The 20,289-nt window shown below is 38.0% G+C and carries 16 protein-coding genes and 1 riboswitch; of the genes, 9 read left to right on the forward strand and 7 right to left on the reverse strand.

What is annotated here, in order from left to right:
* Positions 1-17 precede the first annotated feature (17 nt).
* Both ABVT42_RS15800 and ABVT42_RS15805 read left to right on the forward strand, forming a co-directional pair.
* On the forward strand, positions 18-548 hold the full coding sequence (locus ABVT42_RS15800; RefSeq protein WP_353895775.1) for a gamma carbonic anhydrase family protein: 531 nt from the start codon (positions 18-20) through the stop codon (positions 546-548).
* A gap of 487 nt (positions 549-1,035) precedes the next feature.
* Positions 1,036-2,196 carry a methyl-accepting chemotaxis protein gene (locus ABVT42_RS15805; RefSeq protein ID WP_353895776.1) on the forward strand — a complete coding sequence of 387 codons (1,161 nt, stop codon included), beginning with the start codon at positions 1,036-1,038 and terminating at the stop codon, positions 2,194-2,196.
* 57 nt (positions 2,197-2,253) lie between these two features.
* On the opposite strand, the gene aroE is transcribed toward ABVT42_RS15805, so the two are convergent.
* The 3 genes from aroE to ABVT42_RS15820 all read right to left on the reverse strand — a co-directional run bounded on the left by aroE (position 2,254) and on the right by ABVT42_RS15820 (position 7,262).
* The gene (gene aroE / locus ABVT42_RS15810) at positions 2,254-3,048 is read right to left on the reverse strand and encodes a shikimate dehydrogenase (RefSeq protein ID WP_353895777.1); all 795 of its coding nucleotides are present in this window, start codon (positions 3,046-3,048) and stop codon (positions 2,254-2,256) included.
* 112 nt (positions 3,049-3,160) lie between these two features.
* Entirely contained in the window at positions 3,161-4,312 is a 1,152-nt protein-coding gene (locus tag ABVT42_RS15815; RefSeq protein WP_353895778.1) for a ribonucleotide-diphosphate reductase subunit beta, read from the reverse strand.
* Positions 4,313-4,331: 19 nt separating this feature from the next.
* On the reverse strand, positions 4,332-7,262 hold the full coding sequence (locus ABVT42_RS15820; RefSeq protein WP_353895779.1) for a ribonucleoside-diphosphate reductase subunit alpha: 2,931 nt from the start codon (positions 7,260-7,262) through the stop codon (positions 4,332-4,334).
* Between the two features lie 224 nt (positions 7,263-7,486).
* A riboswitch (cobalamin riboswitch) is annotated at positions 7,487-7,650 on the reverse strand.
* A gap of 300 nt (positions 7,651-7,950) precedes the next feature.
* Between ABVT42_RS15820 and ABVT42_RS15825 the strand changes: the two genes are divergently transcribed.
* Positions 7,951-8,325 carry a DUF3192 domain-containing protein gene (locus ABVT42_RS15825; protein WP_353895780.1) on the forward strand — a complete coding sequence of 125 codons (375 nt, stop codon included), beginning with the start codon at positions 7,951-7,953 and terminating at the stop codon, positions 8,323-8,325.
* A 262-nt stretch (positions 8,326-8,587) separates the two neighbouring features.
* Positions 8,588-9,457, forward strand: a complete 870-nt coding sequence (locus ABVT42_RS15830) for a DMT family transporter (RefSeq protein WP_353895781.1) — start codon at positions 8,588-8,590, stop codon at positions 9,455-9,457.
* A gap of 86 nt (positions 9,458-9,543) precedes the next feature.
* Here ABVT42_RS15830 and ABVT42_RS15835 read toward each other — a convergent pair whose 3' ends face one another.
* Positions 9,544-10,092, reverse strand: coding sequence for a tetratricopeptide repeat protein (locus ABVT42_RS15835; RefSeq protein ID WP_353895782.1), 549 nt, complete (start codon positions 10,090-10,092; stop codon positions 9,544-9,546).
* Between the two features lie 218 nt (positions 10,093-10,310).
* Here ABVT42_RS15835 and ABVT42_RS15840 point away from each other — a divergent pair, with 218 nt between their 5' ends.
* Positions 10,311-10,961: a Crp/Fnr family transcriptional regulator gene (locus ABVT42_RS15840; protein ID WP_353895783.1), complete on the forward strand. Its 651-nt coding sequence runs from the start codon at positions 10,311-10,313 to the stop codon at positions 10,959-10,961.
* 296 nt (positions 10,962-11,257) lie between these two features.
* On the opposite strand, the gene ABVT42_RS15845 is transcribed toward ABVT42_RS15840, so the two are convergent.
* Positions 11,258-11,980: a HisA/HisF-related TIM barrel protein gene (locus ABVT42_RS15845; RefSeq protein ID WP_353895784.1), complete on the reverse strand. Its 723-nt coding sequence runs from the start codon at positions 11,978-11,980 to the stop codon at positions 11,258-11,260.
* A gap of 1,031 nt (positions 11,981-13,011) precedes the next feature.
* Between ABVT42_RS15845 and argC the strand changes: the two genes are divergently transcribed.
* Together argC and argB are read left to right on the forward strand one after the other, a co-directional pair.
* Positions 13,012-14,070: an N-acetyl-gamma-glutamyl-phosphate reductase gene (argC, locus tag ABVT42_RS15850; RefSeq protein ID WP_353895785.1), complete on the forward strand. Its 1,059-nt coding sequence runs from the start codon at positions 13,012-13,014 to the stop codon at positions 14,068-14,070.
* Between the two features lie 43 nt (positions 14,071-14,113).
* Positions 14,114-14,947, forward strand: a complete 834-nt coding sequence (argB, locus tag ABVT42_RS15855; RefSeq protein ID WP_353895786.1) for an acetylglutamate kinase — start codon at positions 14,114-14,116, stop codon at positions 14,945-14,947.
* Between the two features lie 148 nt (positions 14,948-15,095).
* On the opposite strand, the gene rarD is transcribed toward argB, so the two are convergent.
* Together rarD and ABVT42_RS15865 are read right to left on the reverse strand one after the other, a co-directional pair.
* Positions 15,096-16,013, reverse strand: a complete 918-nt coding sequence (gene rarD, locus ABVT42_RS15860) for an EamA family transporter RarD (RefSeq protein WP_353895787.1) — start codon at positions 16,011-16,013, stop codon at positions 15,096-15,098.
* Between the two features lie 162 nt (positions 16,014-16,175).
* Complete coding sequence (locus ABVT42_RS15865) at positions 16,176-16,673, reverse strand: thioesterase family protein (RefSeq protein WP_353895788.1); 498 nt, start codon at positions 16,671-16,673, stop codon at positions 16,176-16,178.
* A 281-nt stretch (positions 16,674-16,954) separates the two neighbouring features.
* Here ABVT42_RS15865 and ABVT42_RS15870 point away from each other — a divergent pair, with 281 nt between their 5' ends.
* Together ABVT42_RS15870 and olsF are read left to right on the forward strand one after the other, a co-directional pair.
* Positions 16,955-18,322, forward strand: coding sequence for a DUF445 family protein (locus ABVT42_RS15870; protein ID WP_353895789.1), 1,368 nt, complete (start codon positions 16,955-16,957; stop codon positions 18,320-18,322).
* A 244-nt stretch (positions 18,323-18,566) separates the two neighbouring features.
* Entirely contained in the window at positions 18,567-20,279 is a 1,713-nt protein-coding gene (olsF, locus tag ABVT42_RS15875; protein ID WP_353895790.1) for a bifunctional ornithine lipid synthase OlsF, read from the forward strand.
* Positions 20,280-20,289: the final 10 nt, after the last annotated feature.

Genomic DNA, 20,289 nt, shown 5'->3' on the forward strand with positions numbered 1-20,289 from the left:
ATTCTTACGGATACGCGATGACGGTTCGATCTTTTGAAAATACGCATCCTAAATTAGGTGACCGGGTTTATATAGACCCTACGGCATTAGTCGTAGGCGATGTAACAATTGGTGATGACAGTTCTATTTGGCCTATGGCAGCCATTCGCGGTGACGTGCATTCAATCAGTATTGGCGAACGAACCAGTATTCAAGATGGCTGTGTTTTACATGTCACTCACGCCGGCCCTTATGACCCCGAAGGCCACGATTTGACCATTGGTGATGATGTCACTATTGGCCACAAAGCGATTATTCATGGATGCTCTATTGCCAACCAATGCTTAATTGGCATGGGTGCAGTGGTAATGGATAATGCCGTGATTCAGTCTCAGGTGATTTTAGGCGCAAACAGTTTAGTGCCACCAGGACGAAATCTGGAAAGTGGCTTTTTATGGGTTGGTTCTCCAGCACGCAAAATTCGACCATTAACCGAAGAAGAGTTGAAATTCTTTAAATACTCTGCCGACAATTATGTCAAATTGAAAAACCGCTATTTAGCAGGGTAATCAAGGCCAACTATCTGTAGCAAATCTTAGCTCATAACTCAATCAACAGACCGGTCAAATCACGACAATTATCTCAAACACCGGTCTTGCCTGAATCAATTTTTGTATCAATTGCTTTTCTCCCTTGGCTTTTAAGCAAACTCCTCACACTTGGATACTTTTTAAAAGTAAAAGCGGTATCCTCCTCCGCTATGTATGTGCTCACTTTAATTTATGGTTTTATCATCAAGCGTTTGGCTGACTTATACTTAACTTAACTTAACTTAACTTAACTTAGCTTAACTTGACTTGACTAAGACAAATGAACTTGCCACCGCGTTTTCGGCGAAAGAATAAGCTTTGGTCTATGCTTTAAAAAAAGAATTTTTTAACTGTGATGCTTTATGTAAACCGGTTGGCCTATTTAAAATAGCGCCAGTTTGGCAAAGGCAATAATAGACCATCGGTAAAATAAGTCATTTGGCTTTACAGCAGGGAAAATATGTCAATGCTTCAAAAGCTTATTTTTGGTGCCATTAGTATTAACCTTATCATTATTCTGATGATAATGACTCAGCAAAACAATGTGTTTGTCTATTTGCTGATTGCACTTGAAATAATTATTTTAATTAGCCTTTTTCGTTCTAATCTAACGCATGAAAGTGTCGAAAGCTCATCAGAAACCGCTCACGCCGAAACTTCTCAGTTAATTTCCCAACTCATATCCATGGCAGAAGCTGAGTTTATTCTCACCAATGACGAACTGGAAAAAATCACTTCGATAATTTCTCATGCCAGTGAAAATCTTGCAGGTAACTTTACTGGATTACTAGGGGAATCATTCTCTCAAAAACTACTCGTTAGCGAATTAATAAAAAAGCTCGAAGTATTAATTAAAGAAGAACATGATATTTCTGATCAGACGGCAGATTTTTCTAAACGTAGTCACGATATTTATGAGCGAATGCTGGGTTCAATCAATACCATTAAATCTTCGTGTGATTCTTTAGCCAGTGAATTTATAGAAGTCTCTGAACAAATGAATCACATCTATAAAACCCTGGATGAACTCAACAGTATTACCGAGCAAACCAACTTACTTGCATTAAATGCAGCCATTGAAGCGGCCAGAGCTGGCAACATTGGCCGAGGCTTTGCCGTGGTTGCCGACGAAGTGAGAGCGCTATCGAAACGTTCTCAGTCATTTAATATGGATATTGCCAATCAAATTGGCAAAATCAAGCAATCAATTAGCGGTGTATCACACAAAATAGAAGATCTCTCACAAATAGACATGGCACAAAGCCTCGCTGACAGAAAGGAAATTGACGGTATGTGGGAGGGAATGCAACAGATTGTGAATCAAGCCGGAACCGATAGTGAAGACATTAATCGAATCGCAGAATCGATTAGCCAGCATGTACAAAGTGGCGTTGCATCATTGCAGTTTGACGATATGTCACAACAAGTCATGCAACATTTGAAACATCGACTAACTATTTTAAATTCATTCACTTCTCAAGCAAAAACATTGGTTTCACAAGGACTCGACAGTGAGCGAATTGATGCTCTCAAAGCGTTGATTGACAAAAAAATAAAAAAACTGGAAAACCTAGATGGCTCCGTAAAACAAAGAAATATGGAAATTGGAAAAATTGAACTATTTTAGCCTTAAATTGTTTTATATCTTCTTCTTGCCAGCCAGCTCTAATTATTTTTTCTCCAATCAACTTGCTATTTTTACACGATTAATATCAGGTAACTTTCCTAGCCAAATTTGATAAGCATGTGCAGCCTGCCCCAACAACATGCCAAGACCATCAGCAAATCTTAAACATCCTGACTGTTTGGCAAATGCGTAAAAAGCTTGAGCTCGAGCGGCATAGTTTAAGTCATAGCAAAAAGTGTTAGCGTCAATACATGCAGCCACTGGCGCAAGTAACGATGCATTAAATTCACTAATTGTACTAATTACCCCATCAAATTTTTCAATCTCAGAAAATGCTTGAATGTTACCGACACTCTGCAATCGCTCAACCAAGCGTGTAACTTTATCCTGACTACGATTAAGCAGTCTGATTTCTGCACCGGATTTTAATAAAGAGACTAGAATGGACTGACTTGCACCACCAGCCCCAATAACCAATAACTTCTTTCGCTCAACTGCAAACCCATGTTGTTCTAAATCGAGTAATACCCCTTGTCCATCTGTCGTATGTCCAACTAATTGTCCAGCGGTATTTTTATAAAGTGTATTAACAGACTGTGCCAATCGCGCTTCATCGGTTAATTGGTCAACCAGCGGAATTACATGTTGTTTATGTGGCAATGTTACATTTAATCCAACTCCGCCCTGGGTAAAAAAATTTTCAATAAAGCTTGTTAAGTTTTCAGCTTCAACCAGATATTTTTGATAGTCAATGACATGCCCAAACTGCTCGGCAAACTGTTGGTGAATTTGTGGAGAAAGGCTGTGTTTAATAGGATTACCAATCACTCCAAGTAAAATTTTATTTGACATAGATTGTATTTATAACTGGCTCAATTTTAGCACATAATATTACACCCATTGAGCCAATAATAAAAACACTTTTCTTTAATGTGAATTTATTCCGCTGCTAAACATAAAGGCATCACTCCCAAGATAATGCAGCACCGGTTTGATATTCAGTTACTCGAGTTTCGAAAAAATTTTTTTCTTTACGCGTATTTGCTTGCTCATCTAACCATGCAAGACGATTTTTTGCACCAGGAAAAGGAGCAGAAATATTCAGCTGCTTTGCCCGACGATTAGCAATAAAGCGAAAATGCTCAATATGATCATTAGCAGAGTAACCTAATATAGGCTCCGGCAAGATATAGTTAGCATAATCGATTTCGGCCGCCTCGCATTGTGACCACATTTTCGACAAGCGACTTTCATCAAAGATAATATTTTCTTCTTTAACAATTTCATTAACCACACGAATACCAAATGCACAGTGCAAAACTTCATCTCGCATAATATATTGAAGTTGTTCGGCCGTTGCGGTCATTAATCCACGACGCTGTAAGGCAAAGATTGGACTAAAACCATTGTAAAACCAGCAACCTTCAAATACACCAGCAAAAAATAGATACGAATAGACAAAGTCTTCAAGATTATCACGAACACTTAAATCACTATCAAATTTTAAAACACTATCTAAATATTCATTCGCTAACTGAATTTTTTGATAAATCTGTGGAACAACCCGATATCGATTGTATATTTCATTTTGCTCTATTCCAATTGACTCAATGCAATGTTGATAAGTCCAGGTATGTAGTGCTTCTTCATAAACTTGTCTAGCCTGATAAATTTGCAATTCTGGGGCAGTCATTTTTTCCATAACGGCTAACCCAATATTGCGCATGGCTAAAATATCTGAAGTGGTTAAATAAGCTAGCACATTTTCATATAAGTGTTTTTCTTCAATAGTTAATTTATGGTGATAGTCTTGAACGTCTTTTGTCATATTAATATCAAGCGGGGTCCAGTGGTTTTTATTTGCATTCAAGAAAAAATTCCACGCCCAAGGATACTTGAAAGGGGCTAATTGATTAATATCCCCTTGGCCATTGACTATTTTTTTATCACCAACGGAGACTGCTTGTGGTTGTTTTTTTTCTGATACCGTTTCGCTAACAATATTATTTGATATAACATCATCCGCTGTATCACGGGCATTTAAATTATCATCTTGCATTTGCAAAACATTTTGATTCAGTTGAAACCCGGCAATGGGATCATCCCAGTTTAACATGTTAATTCTCCTTTATAAGTTATTGGCAAGCTTCACAATCGGGTTCAAGAATAGAACAGACTGCACTGGTTACAACTTGAGACTTAGTATGACGCTTATCAATCGATGTTTTCTCAATTTGGGTCGCGCCGAGTGAACGTAAATAATAGGTCGTTTTAAGACCCCGTACCCAAGCCAGTTTATAAAGTTGATCCAGTTTTTTACCTGATGCTTCGGCTAAATATAAATTTAGGCTTTGTGCCTGATCGAGCCATTTTTGTCGACGCGAAGCGGCTTCAATTAACCATCGCGAGTCAATTTCAAATGCGGTAGCAAATAAGCTTTTTACTTCATCGGGTATCCGCTCAATTGACTGTAGTGAACCGTCAAAGTATTTTAAGTCATTCACCATGACCGAATCCCAAATTTTTAACGCTTTGAGTGCTTTAACCAGGTATGGATTGGTCAAGCTAAATTCGCCTGACAAATTCGATTTCACATACAAGTTTTGATACGTGGGCTCAATAGACTGAGACACTCCACAAATATTTGAAATGGTTGCTGTAGGTGCGATTGCCAAACAATTACTGTTACGCATTCCTTGCATCTGTATTTTTTTTCTCAGTGAGTCCCAGTTGAGTGTTGTAGATGTATCTTGATCAAAATAATTACCACGCTCGGCTTGTAGATTTTTAATCGAATCAATAGGTAAAACTCCCTGACTCCACAATGAGCCTTGATAAGTAGCATAAGCACCACGCTCAACAGCTAAATCACTAGATGCTTCTATCGCTAAATAACTAATTATTTCCATCGAAGCATCGGCAAAGTCAACCGCTTGTTGACTGGCATAAGCAAGATTCTTTTGAAACAATGCATCTTGAAAGCCCATGATTCCTAATCCGACGGGCCGATGTTTAAGATTAGATACTCTAGCTTGTGGAACGCTATAGAAATTGTAATCAATAACATTATCTAACATTCGCATTGCAGTTCGAATGGTCTTTTTCAGCTTTTCAATATTTAGCTCACCATGGTCAATGTGTTGTGCCAAATTGACTGAACCTAAATTACAGACTGCAATTTCCTGTTCATTCGTATGTAGAGTGATTTCGGTACAAAGATTAGAACTATGTACTACACCAACATGCTGGTTAGTGTATCGTATATTGCATGGGTCTTTAAAAGTCATCCAAGGATGACCCGTTTCAAAAAGCATTCCCAACATTTTGCGCCACAGATCAACGGCCTTTATTGTTTTGACATTTTTTAATTGACCAGTTTCTGCTTGCCGTTCATAACCTAAATAAGCATCACGAAATTCTTTACCAAATTTTTCATGTAAATCGGGCACTTCATCAGGAGAAAATAATGTCCAGTCACCTTCCTCAACGACTCTTTCCATAAATAAATCAGGTATCCAGTTAGCCGTATTCATATCATGTGCACGTCGTCGATCATCGCCAGTGTTTTTTCTTAAATCGAGAAAATCTTCAATATCGATGTGCCAACTTTCTAAGTAAGCACATACCGCACCTTTTCGTTTCCCACCTTGATTTACAGCTATTGCGCTATCATTGGCAACTTTTAAAAATGGAATTACACCTTGTGATCGGCCATTTGTACCATTGATCAATGCATTCATCCCTCTAACTTGCGTCCAATCATTACCCAGCCCTCCCGCATACTTAGACAACAAGGCATTATCGCGAAGTGCACTATAAATATCGGATAAATCATCAGGCACTGAGGTGAGATAACAGGAAGAAAGCTGAGGTCTTAATGTCCCCGAATTAAACAGTGTTGGCGTTGAACTCATAAAATCAAAAGCGCTTAACAACTGGTAAAATTCGATCGCTTTACTTTCTCGATCAATTTCATTAATTGCTAATCCCATAGCAACTCGCATAAAAAAAGCCTGAGGTAACTCAAGACGCACACTCGCAGAGTGAATAAAATATCGGTCATATAGTGTTTGCAAACCAAGATAACTAAACAGTAAATCTCTTTCTGGTTGCAATGCGTCGGCAAGCTTTTTTAAGTCGAAGCGGGTCAATTCTTCATCTAATAGTTTTAGCTTGGCAGCTTGCTGAATATAGCTTGCAAAATAATTTCTATAACTCTCTGGCTCCACTAATGTACCGGTTAACTTTTTAACATCAAACGGTAATAAATCTAGTCCTTTTAAATCCATTAACCCAAGCCCATTATGTGCTTGAGTGTAGAGCTGTGCGAGCAGTAATCTAGCCGCCACCTGACTATAATTTGGCTCTTGATCAATCAAGTTTCGTGCTGCCAGTAACAACAACTGATAGAGATCTTTTAAATGAATACCTTCATAAAGACTTTCTGCCGTTTGTTTTAATATTGGCTCAGCACTGACATCCGTCATATTGTGAACAGCCCAATTAACCAAATGACAAACGTTTTCCCAATTAATGGGCTGTTGCTGTCCATCTAGACCAATGACGTGTACGACAGGAATAGTGGATATATTTTCTGCTGTTAAATCATTCCCCCGCTTTTTCGCATGTGCTTCGCGATAAAGCACATAAGCACGCGCAACTTTATGCTCACCAGATCGCATTAGCGCTAATTCAACCTGATCTTGAATGTCCTCAATATGAAGTACACCATTGGCAGGAATACGCCGAATCAATGCGCTATAGACTTCTTTTCCGAGTGATTCGACAATTTGGTGAATACGTTTGGAGACAACCGCTTCTTTACCTTCAACAGCTAAAAATGCCTTGGTCATTGCAACAATAATTTTTTGTCGGTCAAATGGTGTTTTTTGACCATTGCGCCGAATCACTGTATAAGAAACATCATCTTGCCGTTGATTGGTACTATGAGTGGGCGACAGAAAAGTCGCCTTATTATCTTGACTGACAACGTTTTCTTTATTAGCTAAGTGCGCGGTTAATTCAGTTTGTTTATCTGAATCACATTCCGCAGTTTGTTCGAGCATATATTCCTCACTTGAATGAATGCTCGCGTTTGTAAGTTTGTAAAGATTCTGATCGCAGCTTTTATTAAACAGTTTTCTGCTAAACGGTCTTGCTTAAAATACGCTTATTTAAGATGCTTTTATTTTTAAACTACCTTGTTTTAAATTAACTAGCTTTTCTAAATAAGTTTTTAGCCGTCTCTGTCTAAACGATCTTTAGAACAACTTCAAACCAACCTTGACGCGAGGCAGTAGAGTACATGACAGGTAATCGGACTAAAAGTATGACGGACTTTTCTCATAAAAAATCGATCAACTTATCACCGTTGCGCGACAGTGTTGGAATTTCACCAACTTCCCCTGTTTCGTTAGTCAAACCGACTTCAACACTATATATATGAATCAATTTAACTTAGAACACAATATAGTGTGTTTCGTTTATTTGTACAAGCATCTTGCAAAAATATTTGTGGCGGGTTGATGTCGGCATTATTTAGCTATTGGCTAAAAATACAAGTTTTACTTACTTTTTAGTCAGCTTTACTCTTAAAATTAGTCAAACTCACTAAAAACTCTATAAATCGACCCAAATTCATATGAAATTGAGTTATTTTTATTGGCACGATTTCTGCTTTTACTGTCGATTTAGGAAAAGAGTTGTTGAATTGTTTTCCACTGTAATAATGATAAATTTTTGGAGGTTTTCTTTATGAAATATTTTGCTCATCTATTAGCCAGTTTATTTTTAATTTCTTCGTTATCAGGATGTATTATTGTTGGTGAACGCTATGATGATGACGGCCACCATTCCAGTTGGGAAGAAAGACAACGAGAAAACCGACAAATTATCAGTCAGCTCCCTATGCAATCGAGTCGAAAGTCAGTTTTAGATCAATTAGGTGCGCCCGAGTTTTCAGAAGCTTATACCAAAGGCAATGATGAGTATCGAATATTGTACTACCGCACTCAGCGCAAACATGACGACGGTGACACCACTATTGATGAAACCACACCACTGGTTTTTAAAAACGATCAATTACTTGGTTGGGGTGAACAAATTTTAAAATCAGTAAGTAATCTTTAGAAAGCTTTCACTGAATAGTTGTTTTCAGCCAGCAAATGAGATACAGAATTTATTATCGACAATCATTATGGTTAACGCTCAAGTAGGTTGACCATAGTGACTTTTATATTATGTTATTTGTCAATTAAGTACTTTTTCATAATCGCGAAACTCAAGTAAAATATTTTTTGTACACGCTATAACTTTTTGCTACTTGCATTCACTCAACGAAACCGATTAACTCAGCGGATTACGCTTTTGTATCAGCAATTGAAAATCCAGTATGCAGAATAATCCCGCATTTCGCCGCTTGCTTCTAATCGCCAGTATTGCCATGCTCTCAATGAGTATTGTACCGGTGCTTATTCGTTGGACTTCTGCCAATGAAATAACCATAGGTCTGATTCGCCTATCAATTGGCGCACTAGGCATTGGCATCATATTACTGTTCCAACAGCAAAAGATCAGGCTAAAGACCAAGGAAATAATGTGGTTAATTTTACTCGGGGTCATTTTTGCTGCTCATTGGCTAACTTACTTTACCGGTATAAAACAGGCTGGTGCATCGTTGGCTTCAATTGGTGTCGCAACTTTTGGCGTCCATTTGCTGATACTCGATTTTATTATTAACCGCCAGAAACTCAATATTACTGACATTTTCGCAATTGTCTTATCTTTTACCGGTATGTTAATTACCTCGCCACCAGAAAGTCTCGCGCCAACGCAATCCAATGGATTTATTTTTGCCATTATCAGTGGCTTTTTATACGCCTGCTTGCCGTTAATTAATCGGAAAATTCCACACTTAAAAACCAACATTCGCGCATTCGCGCAATTTTTTGTCGCCTTGATTATATTCCTCTTGTTGCTGCCAAAAGCTGACTTTAACTTATCCAGTGCAGACTGGTTAAGTTTAGCCGTATTAGGGATAGTCAGTACATTGCTTGCACATACCTTATGGATAAAAGCCAGTACAGAACTGCCAACGAATATCACTGCCATTATTTATTATGCTTATGTACCAATTGCAGTGGTGTTAAGTTTTGTCTTTTTAAACGAGCCATTAACCAGTAATAAAATAATTGGGGCAGGATTAATAATAGGCGCTAATATTTTAATCGTTTTACTACATAAACCTGGCGTTAAACGATAATTTTTGAACTGACTTGGTGAACTGATTAAACGTTAATTGGCAAACAACTAATACAAAACAGATTTAATGTTTAACTGGTTTGATAATTAGTGATGCTCGGGCATTTTGGCATCACGAAATCGTTTGGACTTAATGATTTTTTGGTAGTGTTTAATTCTTTCTTTGGCTTCAACCAATTCGGTCGATGAAAGTTGCTGTTCGAGTTGCTGTACAATAACACCAGTTTTTGTATTGATATGTTTAGCCACTGGACTGGTGTTGGTTGATGCAAGAAAAAACCACACATAAGATTCAAGAATATCTTTTTTAAATCCAAGTCCTTGGTGCAGCATTAATGCGATATTATATTGTGCTGCAGCATAATCTCGTAAACTTGCCTGAAAATAAAACTCGGATGCTTTTTTATAGTTACGCCGAAAACCATTACCTTTAGGTGGATCAAAATAGAAATTACCTAAAACAAATAATGCTTCTGGATCGCCCAACTCAGCCCGATGTTTTAATTTGGACCATTCGGTCACATATACATTCTTCTGACTGGCAAACTCTCGAACCCCTTCAGCACTAGCGGAATAAGGCAGCAGGCTAGTGAATAAAAGGAAAAAGATGTACCATAAATTCTGTAAAAACCGCAAGCAATTTCCTTAGTAGGTGACAAAACATATGTAATGTCTAATGATGAACTCACATTTTAAAAAACCAATTTGAGCTTGTAATAATTATAATTTAAGACACATCCACAAATTGGTTATTACTTTATTCTTTTTTTGTGTAATATTTACATGCTTTTGAGTAAATTATCCAGCTTTTTAGCGTACACTATACCCAAATTTTGAAGTGACGAGACCCCTAAATGTTACAGTTGAGAAATTTTGAGCTATTTAATAATTTAGACAAAAATACCGTTGAAGACATTTTATCGCATATTCATAGCCGTAGTTTCCCCAAGAAAACCCAAATAGTTACGGAAGGTGATGACTCTCATAGCTTATATTTTTTGCTAGAGGGTAGAGTAAAAATTTACCTGGATGATGATAGCGGTAAAGAAATTATTGTGAATATTCATGAAGCAGGAGATTTCTTTGGTGAATTGGGCTTGATTAAATCAATTCCCCGCACTGCATCAGTTGTCACATTGGAAGATTCCCGACTGGGTATTATGCCCGAAACGGATTTCAGACGATGCCTAACCTGCTATCCAGAGTTTGCACTCAATTTGATTGAAAACTTATCAACACGTTTGATTGAAGCAACAGAAACCATTAGAAAATTAGGCTTAATGGATGTTTACCGCCGTATAGCTGTAACTTTTTTAAACCTTTCAGAAGAAGTTGATGGTATCAGAGTAATCAATGAGAAATTGACTCAGCAAAATATTGCCAGCCGAGTCGGTGCCTCACGAGAAATGGTTGCGAGAATTTTAAAAGATTTGCGTGCTGGTGGGTATATCTCTCAAGAAGATAATAAAATTATCATTCATAAAGCTCTGCCACATTCCTGGTAAGCATTATAATGTGACAGGTAAATTAATAACCATCAATTTACCTGTCAAAAAATAGTTAAGACGATTACACTAATATTCATTCGAGTCAAACTGCCGATTTAAAACTCCGGCTCAAATCATTGATTCAAAGTAGCCAATCAAGGTGCCAAATCAGCATGCTCATCAATCAAACTCAATGCCACTTTTCCTTTTTTGGTTTGATTTTGCAAAAATAATTGATTAAACAATCCGCAATAACCAGCTTGTTTTATTCGATAAAGTTAATAAGATAACGAAACAAATTAATTGAGTAAATTTCAATCAGTTGATAGTTGATGAGTTTTGATTACCTCGTTTGCATCGGTAAGCGAAAAAGCATTTGAATAAAGCACTTTACTAATCAGTATGCCATCAACTCGGGCAACTTCAGGTGATAAATAAAATGCCACATCTTGGGTATTTTCAATGCCACCGTTAATAAAAATAGGTAACTCAACGTGGCGAATAAGATCACAAATAGAAATAATATTTTGCTTTACAATTTGCGTTGTCGCACCGATATCCGTCATAACAATACCAGCGACACCATCTTCATCCAGTCTTTGCAATAATTCCAAAATAGCATCGCCTTGTTGTTTAAACTGACAGCAGTCCAGCTCAACTAATACTTTGTTAGGAAAGCTCAAACAAATATCATCCAACAAGTTTTTGCGCTTAACTGATTTACTGTTTAATACCAGATAATCAACCCCGGCATCAATCCATACAAAGGCCGCATCAACGCTATTGATACCACCAATTAATTGCAGCTGAATGGTTGGGTAACGAATTTTTATTTTTTCAATCAGATCAACATTTTCTGGCTCACCAGATGCGATGGCATCAACATCAACAATATGAAAACGGGTTATCCCACTGTCTACCAAACGCTCAACCACTTCTAGAAGATTTTCTTTAACAATCTGCTCAGTTGAATTTTTTTTCGGCAAAGTATGAACACATTTTCCGTGACGAATTTCTAAAACCGGTACTAACTGCATATAAACAATCCATCCACAACGTTTCTCAATTTAATAATAGAATTAATATATGTAAATAGTCATGCAAATAATAAATTTTAGATATAAATGTTAATAGCCTTCCTTACCATTTAATCTAAATGAATAACCTTAATTAATGCAGGCATGATTTTAATCAAAGTTGATGAAATAATACATGATAATATTATTTCTACTTGAACAAAGTTAAAAAGTAACAGCACCTTGTTTGACTTTATACCGTAACCGGCCATCGGGCGTATGAAACTCAACTGTGCGATAAAATATCAGCAACCTTTTAATGGTAACGGGCCAAGGCAAACATCCTAATCAATAAAAACCCAATCGTAATCAATTGATTAGCACAAGCCTTCCTGCGGTTTAGCCTATTAACAGTGACAATAAGTGATACTTTAACCAACCGTTAAAGCTCTAGTTATAATCAAACTCAAGTGAATGGTACTGATTCATTTCTGATCGCAAGGTTAACATAATCAATTAGCCAACTTGTGAATTTAGTCACAACAAGACTCATCGAATCAATTGTTATGATTGAGCAGCCTTATTTATTGAGCATAGCGTTTTAATGGTTTGTCTGCACACTCTTTTGCAGTTTGATTAAATTTTCTGATAAGCATGGCAACTTGCTTGCGCTTTAGGCATAATTCTGCTTGAGAAAGTGAGTAGAATGTGAAAGGCATTGCCATACTTAAGCGGTAAGGCTGAGCCACCTTAATTGGTTTTCAATAATTGAGTTCCTCTTATGTGGTTTTGTTAAATCAAATAGTCAAAGCATGTCCACAAATTTGGTACTGTCAATTTGTTCAACTTATTTTCTTAGCGGTAATTTAAATTGAGCAATTATAAGTTACCTGTTGATAGGTTCACATCAAATTACTCTTGGTGGAGCGAAGGCTGCGGGAATGACGGCAAGTAATCATATTCATTCAAACCGATTACTTTCTGACGCAGTAATCATCTGAAGTTTAACAAAGCTTCATTACGATTAACGAGCTTTAGGTAGGAATTTAATCATGAGTAAAGTAAAAGTTTCAATTATTGGTGGCGCGGGTTATGGCGCAGCAGAAATCCTAAGACATATTCTGGTACGTGAAGATGTCGAATTACTAAGAATTTCAAGTAAAGATTACATTGGTAGTTCGGTTAGTCAAGTTCACCGTAATCTACCCGGATATGACCACATCAAACTGCAAGACATTAGCCCGCAAGAATGTGCACATGGCGCAGACATTGTATTCTTGGCCATGCCACATATCATCACAGCCAAAGTTGCGATGGAACTTTTTGATCTTAACGTTAGAATTATCGATTTATCTGGTGACTTTCGATTACAAAACTTGGAAGACTATACGCGCGACTATGCGCCTCAGCATCCATGCCCGGAACGATTGGGCACTTTCGTTTACGGTATGCCGGAGTTAAACAGCGAAGCCATAAAATCAGCAAAACACGTTGCCAGTCCAGGTTGTTTTGCCACAGGCATTGCAATGGGATTATTACCTTTGGCCGACGCCAACCTGTTAACCAACGCGAATATACGTACTGTTGCCATGACGGGCTCTTCCGGTTCAGGCGTTAAACCGCAAGCAGGCACTCACCATGCCGTTAGAGTTAATAATTTAAAAGCTTATAAAATATTACATCATCAGCACCGCGCAGAGATCGTACAAACGTTAAAGCAGGCAGGCGCTCAATCAATCTCGCTAGACTTTGTTCCGGTTTCTGCACCATTAGTTCGCGGCATTCTGGCCGTTTCACAAATTGACTTGCCGGCCGAACATGATCAAACCACTATTCAAGCAATTTATGAAAAGTATTATGCCAATCACAAACTAACAACCGTTCGCCCAGCCGGCGCACCAGCAGAAGTTGCGGCAGTTAGTGGTACAGCCCGAGTTGAAATTGGCATAGATACTCGCATAGATGAAGATACCAATAGCCGAACATTATGCATTACCAGTGCCATTGATAATTTAATTAAAGGTGGTGCGGGACAAGCAATTCAAAGTTTTAACCTGATGACAGGCAAACCAGCCCACTTTGGACTGGATAACCCTGGATTATGGCCTTAATCCCTTTATTTCGGATAAGACCAGATTTTATCAGGAGACAAAAATGCAAAAATCACAACCAGTTGCCGTCATCAAAGTGGGCGGAGATGTATTACTCGACCCTCAGGAGCTAACCGGATTATGCAGTAACATTGCCGACTTGTTTAACAACAATTGGCAAATCGTTGTATTGCATGGTGGTGGCCCCCAAGTTAATGCCTTACAGCAACTTCATGGTTTAACACCAAACAAAATAGGTGGACGTCGGATTACTTCCAGCGAAGATTTAGTCGTTGTAAAACAGGCAATTGCCGGAGAAGTTAATGTTAATCTTACCAGCGCATTGCTTGGCGCAGGCCTTCCAGCGTTTGGCTTTCACGGCGCATCAGGCCATTTAATTGGAGCCACCAAAAGACCCCCGACGCTAGTCTCTGGGCATGAAGACCAGGGCCCTATTGATTTTGGTGAAGTGGGAGACATTACTCAGGTTAACGTCAGTTTATTAAATGGTCTGTTAACACAAAATATTATTCCTGTTATCGCGACACTTGGGGTTTCCGATACAGGCAAAATATTTAATATTAATGCAGATACCACAGTCACCAAAATCGCCGAAGCACTCGATGCAGATTTGCTGCTGTTAACGACGGCTATAGGTGCAGTGTTTGAAGACTTACATAAGCCGGAAACTCGTATTCAAACGGTCAACCCTTCGCAGGCTCATGAGTTAATAGCCAAAGGCATTATTCAAGGCGGAATGATCCCCAAAGTTGAAGAGGCATTAGCTTCGTTAAAACATGGCGTTAAATCAATCGCTATTGTCTCAGGCAGACAACCAGGGGCGTTTATTGCGGTAGCAGAAGGAACTGGAGAGTTTGGAACAAAAATAATCAACTGATGATTATTTTAATAACCGTTTTGCAAGCCAAAGCATTTTATAACTTACCGTAACTAACCTTCAAACAGATTAACTTCCATCTTGTCATCAAGCTATTCGACAAGATGGGAGCTGATTACCAACAGCCTTAATTGATCATAGGCTTAACCTACAAAGGCTTAACATTTGATGGATTTGCACGACGCTGTGCCATTCGTTTTCTGATAGGATTGATCAAATAAAGTATCAAACCAATCCAAATAAAAATGAAACTTAATAGCTGTTTAATGCCAAGTGGTTCACCGTAATATTGTGTTGCCAGGATAAAGGTTAGTGATGGCGCAATAAATTGCAAAAAGCCCACACTATTCAATGGGATTCGTTTCGCTGCTGCTGCAAACCAGATTAGCGGTACAGCAGTAATAATACCACCACACACCAATAGCCAGTCAGTCGTGCCATTTGCCGATAAGAACTGCGCATGGCTCATACTCAGTGAATACAAAATAAACCCAGCGGCTAACGGAAACGCAAGCACCGTTTCAACCAATAATCCATTTAAAGCATCAACTTGCAGTTGCTTACGAATAAATCCATAAAGAGCAAAAGTTGTCGCCAGACTCAACGCAATCCAGGGTATTTCACCATAATTAATAATCTGATTCGCGACGCCGGCAACCACCGCAATTACAGCGGCCCATTGAAGGCGAGACAATTTTTCAGCAAGAAAAATAACACCCAGCAAAATCGACATAATCGGATTAATAAAATACCCAAGGCTCGTATCTAAAATTTGGTTATGGGTTACGGCCCAGGTAAAGATGTACCAATTGCTGGAAACCAATAGCGTTGAAGTAATTAAACCTAAAATCAAACGCTTATTTTTAAAAATTTTTACTAACTCAACTTTCTTGCCTAATACCAACATCAATAACAAGGTGACAGGCACACACCAAGCAATACGATGCGCTAAAATTTCATCAGCTTCAACATGCTGTAATGCTTTAAAATATATCGGTACAAGCCCCCACCAAATAAAGGCGCCAATACCCAAAAACCAACCACTGGTTTCATTTGTTGAATTCATTTACTACCTCTAGCCGCAAACTTGCTGACAAAATTATCCAAAGTGGTAATTCAGTACGCTTGTTTTAAATTAAGTGATTTCCAGGTTAAATGATTTATCGATTAAAACGTTGATTTTATCAACGTTCTTCTTAAATAAATAAAAGTTTCGAGAATTTAAAAATTATCCGGTCAAATAAGTCCCAGTTCCCAGTGCAATAAGCACATCATCTTTGCCGTGCAACTCCATTCTTACAACAGCTACCTTATTGCCACTTCTTAATAATCGGGCATTCGCATAAAAATGCTCTCCTCGCCCTGGCCTTAAGTAGTCGACTCGCAAATCAATGGTACTGACTTTCGCAAGTTTTCGTCCAACTTCCTCATCATTAGTCTGCAAATTTTTACTTAACATCGCTGCGGCAGCCATCGTGCCACCAACCACATCTAATGCCGTAGCAGTCACCCCACCGTGTAAAATACCATGTACAAAATTACCAACCAACTCAGGCTTTTTGGTAAAACTAATGCGACAAGCCTCTCGAGTTATCTGATCAAAATTAAAGCCAATTAACTGATGGAATGGTACTTTGTGATAAAAAACATGTGCCAATCGCTCGGTCAACTGACCAAATCGAATAAGCTCTTTTTCAGAAAAATCAGTTAATTGCTCATCATTCATCAGGGATTCATCTCAGTCAAATATCCTAAAAACCAGTTAAATTTGCCAATAACATTTTACTTAATAATTTTAAAGTCTTAATTTTCAAAGAGTTAAATTTTGGCAAAGTAATTGCTTTATCGTTTAACAGCAGACCGTTCTGCAATAATATGCTACCCATAAATTTTCCATTTTAGGCATATAAAATTTGTTGAATGGCATCAACGAACCTTTTTTAATAAACAATATCCTAACCATTAACAATTATCTGAAAAGTTTGTAATTATCAGTTTGGAGCATCGATGCAGTTAGCGCATATTCGAAACATTTGTCTATTAGGCTTACCCCTATTACTTATCCTTTCACTTTTTTGTTATCACAGCACGCTTTTCGCTCAGTCTGCTATTAATTTATGGCTCAATCAACAGCTTACAGCCAATTGGCGAGAGTACATTTATATTGTATCACTGACCGCTAATATCGGGTACTTTACCAATTTTATCGCCATAAAAATGTTATTTAAGCCCTATGAAAAAACGGCCTTTGGACATCAAGGTCTCATTCCTAAAAACCAACCTAAGCTGGCTCAAGCATTATCTGATACTTTGAGTGATCATTTTTTATCTTCAGCCCACTGGCAAGAATACCTGCATCAATCACAACTGATTACAAAGTCAACCCACTCATTACATCAGTATTGTCGAGATTGGTTGGAAAACCCAGCATCCTCAAAAGTTTTACAACAAATTAGCTATGAGCTACTTACCAATAATCAACAAACGGTTGAACAACTCTTAAAACAATTGCAAACCCATCTGGTACATCATCTTGCCCAAAAGATCGAGCCGCAACAATTACTGACGGAGGGATTTAATTGGCTGGAAAAACAATTTACCGAAAAGCCAGAGCAAATGGAGAACTTGATAGAGCCAATTATCAAGACAATCGCAGGTAATATACCGCGAATTTCCCGGCACTTGCTTGAAACCATTGATCACCATATCGAAAAGCAGGACACCTTCAAACGAAACTTTGCGAAAGCCGCGCGTTGGTCAATGAATTTATCTGAAAGTGATATCCAGGATTATCTGTTCCGCATGGTAGCCAGTTTCGAATTTAGACAAACACTATTTGAGGGTCTTCAATCACTGATTACTGAGTATCAAAAACGACAACTCAACAATCCTGCCCAATCGTCAGAATTTAAGTTAGAGCAACTAATCAACAAAATAATTAATTACCAATTGACCAAGGTAAGTATCAATGAGGTTTTAATTCATCAGCTCAATCAGTTTATTCGATCATCAAATTGCCGAGCGCTGTTAATTAAAATTATCGACACATTATTTCCCTGGTTAATAGCTCGGCTGAACCAGCCCGCAGTCGAAAAAAAGGTCTACCAGGCAATCATTAATGTTATTGAACATATTGATTTAAGGGAGTTGATTAAAGAAAAAGCCGCGGGGTTTTCGCCAGCCCAAATGGAGGGAATATTTCATCGTATGATAAAGGATCAGCTAATATTTATAGAATTACTTGGCGCATTGCTGGGTGCTCTATCAGGCTTAGCACTGATTAATCTCAAAGCATTTTTAACTTTTTCAGTCCTATTTGCCGCATACTATCTAGCCGATCGCTGGTTCACCTCGCGTCAGAACAAGGCCAGTTAACCATGTCAACTTGAATAGTCAAAATAAAAAGTTAACTCTAAAATCTGAGACAAAATACGCAACAGTCAGCGGATAAGCATCTAAAAGATACGCTCAAAAATTCATCAAACTGACATAAAAATATCACTATCCTGTCATATTGCTTTTTAAGACTAGTTTGTCCGAGATTATGTTTAAAAATCGCGGAAAACTTATATTGTCAATATAGCTAAAACAAATACTCGTTTTTTAAAACAGGTGAAAAATGATCAATGTAGATAACTTATTAACCGAACAGCTCCCCAAACTAGAGCAACGCCCTAAGCTAAAACGTACGCTTAGCCGGTTTGTAAAAAAGCTACTCCATGAACAGGAAATCAACCTCTTTTTAGAAGAAAATGCTCACTTGGGAGCAACGGAGTTTCTTGATAAAGCCATGCACTTACTCGGCTTAAGCTATTTGGTCGATAATTGGGAACTGGAAAATATTCCTACAGAAGGACGGGTTGTCATCATCGCTAACCACCCACTTGGCTCACTTGATGGCATTGCTTTACTGAAGCTCTTTAGTCAAGTACGTAGCGATATTAAAATAGTCACTAATGAGTTACTTAATCATCTATCGCCCTTAAAACCGTTTTTTTTACCGGTTAACAATATGAGTGGTGTAGCCCGAAAGTCACAATATACACTTATCGAAAACGCATTAAAAAATGAAGAAGCAGTAATATTTTTTCCTGCGGGAGAAGTTTCTCGATTTCGCTTGTCGGGTATTAAAGACTGCCAATGGCGCAGTGGCTTTTTACATTTGGCGCAAAGAACAAGCTCACCCATTTTACCCGTACATGTTGGCGGAAAAAACTCTCGATTCTTTTACGGTTTATCACTCATCTCAAAACCAATGAGCATCTTATTACTGGTAAAAGAAATGTTTCGCCACACAAAAATCACACTGCCCATCACTATTGGCGAAATCATTTCGAGTCAATCGATCCAAAATCTCCCATCAAATCACCGCATCACTGCACAGTTGTTCCGTAAGCACGTTTATGGATTAAAAAGTGGTGTTAAGAGAAAACTCGTCTTTGATACAGAAAAACCCATTGCCCACCCTCAATCACGTAAATCATTATGTGCCGAATTAAAAAGTTGTGAGCTACTCACTACTACACAAGATAATAAGCAAATATTTTTATTAAACAATCCCAAAGGAACAAGTCTACTAAGTGAAATAGGACGACTCAGAGAAGTTTCATTTCGTGCAGTTGGAGAGGGCACTGGTAAACGTATTGACATTGATGGGTATGATAACGATTACCAACATATTGTACTTTGGGATCCGCAAGCGCTAGAAGTCGTTGGTGCATACCGCGTAAGACAATCAAAAAATATTCCGTTAGAAAAACTTTATACCAGTACTCTATTCGACTACCAACCAAACTTTTCAAGTATTCAACAAAATGGATTGGAGCTTGGGCGTAGTTTTGTTCAGCCTCGTTACTGGGGGAAAAAAAGTCTTGACTATCTTTGGTTTGGCATTGGTGCTTACTTGGTTAAAAACCCAACTATTCGTTATCTATTTGGCCCGGTATCAATCAGTGCCGATTACAGTAAAGATCTAACCGAATGGCTAGTCTATTTTTATGGGCACTTTTATCAACCCGAGCACTTACTAGCAAAAGCAAAGCAGCCGTTTAATATTTCAAGTAATAGTACCCAGATTTTACAATCATCATTTAATGATAAAGATTTAAAGGAAGGCTTTAGAGATTTAAAACAACAGCTCAAGCGATTTGATAAAATGGTACCAACACTCTTTAAGCAATATTCCGAACTTTGCGAAGATGGAGGAGTAACATTCTCTGCTTTTAATGTCGATCCTGATTTTAATTATTGTGTTGATGGTTTAGTAATTGTTGATATTGATAAATTGCTTGCTAAAAAACGGGCGAAATATTTGTCAGTCACCGAAGTATAAAGTAAGCCTT

Origin of the sequence: Aliikangiella maris (genome assembly GCF_040719265.1) — a bacterium.
In the GTDB taxonomy this organism is placed as follows: Bacteria; Pseudomonadota; Gammaproteobacteria; order Enterobacterales; family Kangiellaceae; genus Aliikangiella; species Aliikangiella maris.

What these genes read in the sequence shown, in the direction of transcription:
- ABVT42_RS15830 (WP_353895781.1), top strand. Translation starts at nt 8,588, where the DNA reads ATGCAGAATAATCCCGCATTTCGCCGCTTGCTTCTAATCGCCAGTATT.
- argB (WP_353895786.1), top strand. Translation starts at nt 14,114, where the DNA reads ATGCAAAAATCACAACCAGTTGCCGTCATCAAAGTGGGCGGAGATGTA.
- ABVT42_RS15870 (WP_353895789.1), top strand. Translation starts at nt 16,955, where the DNA reads ATGCAGTTAGCGCATATTCGAAACATTTGTCTATTAGGCTTACCCCTA.
- ABVT42_RS15800 (WP_353895775.1), top strand. Translation starts at nt 18, where the DNA reads ATGACGGTTCGATCTTTTGAAAATACGCATCCTAAATTAGGTGACCGG.
- ABVT42_RS15825 (WP_353895780.1), top strand. Translation starts at nt 7,951, where the DNA reads ATGAAATATTTTGCTCATCTATTAGCCAGTTTATTTTTAATTTCTTCG.
- ABVT42_RS15845 (WP_353895784.1), bottom strand. Translation starts at nt 11,980, where the DNA reads ATGCAGTTAGTACCGGTTTTAGAAATTCGTCACGGAAAATGTGTTCAT.
- ABVT42_RS15805 (WP_353895776.1), top strand. Translation starts at nt 1,036, where the DNA reads ATGCTTCAAAAGCTTATTTTTGGTGCCATTAGTATTAACCTTATCATT.
- ABVT42_RS15815 (WP_353895778.1), bottom strand. Translation starts at nt 4,312, where the DNA reads ATGTTAAACTGGGATGATCCCATTGCCGGGTTTCAACTGAATCAAAAT.
- olsF (WP_353895790.1), top strand. Translation starts at nt 18,567, where the DNA reads ATGATCAATGTAGATAACTTATTAACCGAACAGCTCCCCAAACTAGAG.
- ABVT42_RS15865 (WP_353895788.1), bottom strand. Translation starts at nt 16,673, where the DNA reads ATGAATGATGAGCAATTAACTGATTTTTCTGAAAAAGAGCTTATTCGA.
- ABVT42_RS15840 (WP_353895783.1), top strand. Translation starts at nt 10,311, where the DNA reads ATGTTACAGTTGAGAAATTTTGAGCTATTTAATAATTTAGACAAAAAT.
- ABVT42_RS15820 (WP_353895779.1), bottom strand. Translation starts at nt 7,262, where the DNA reads ATGCTCGAACAAACTGCGGAATGTGATTCAGATAAACAAACTGAATTA.
- aroE (WP_353895777.1), bottom strand. Translation starts at nt 3,048, where the DNA reads ATGTCAAATAAAATTTTACTTGGAGTGATTGGTAATCCTATTAAACAC.
- argC (WP_353895785.1), top strand. Translation starts at nt 13,012, where the DNA reads ATGAGTAAAGTAAAAGTTTCAATTATTGGTGGCGCGGGTTATGGCGCA.
- rarD (WP_353895787.1), bottom strand. Translation starts at nt 16,013, where the DNA reads ATGAATTCAACAAATGAAACCAGTGGTTGGTTTTTGGGTATTGGCGCC.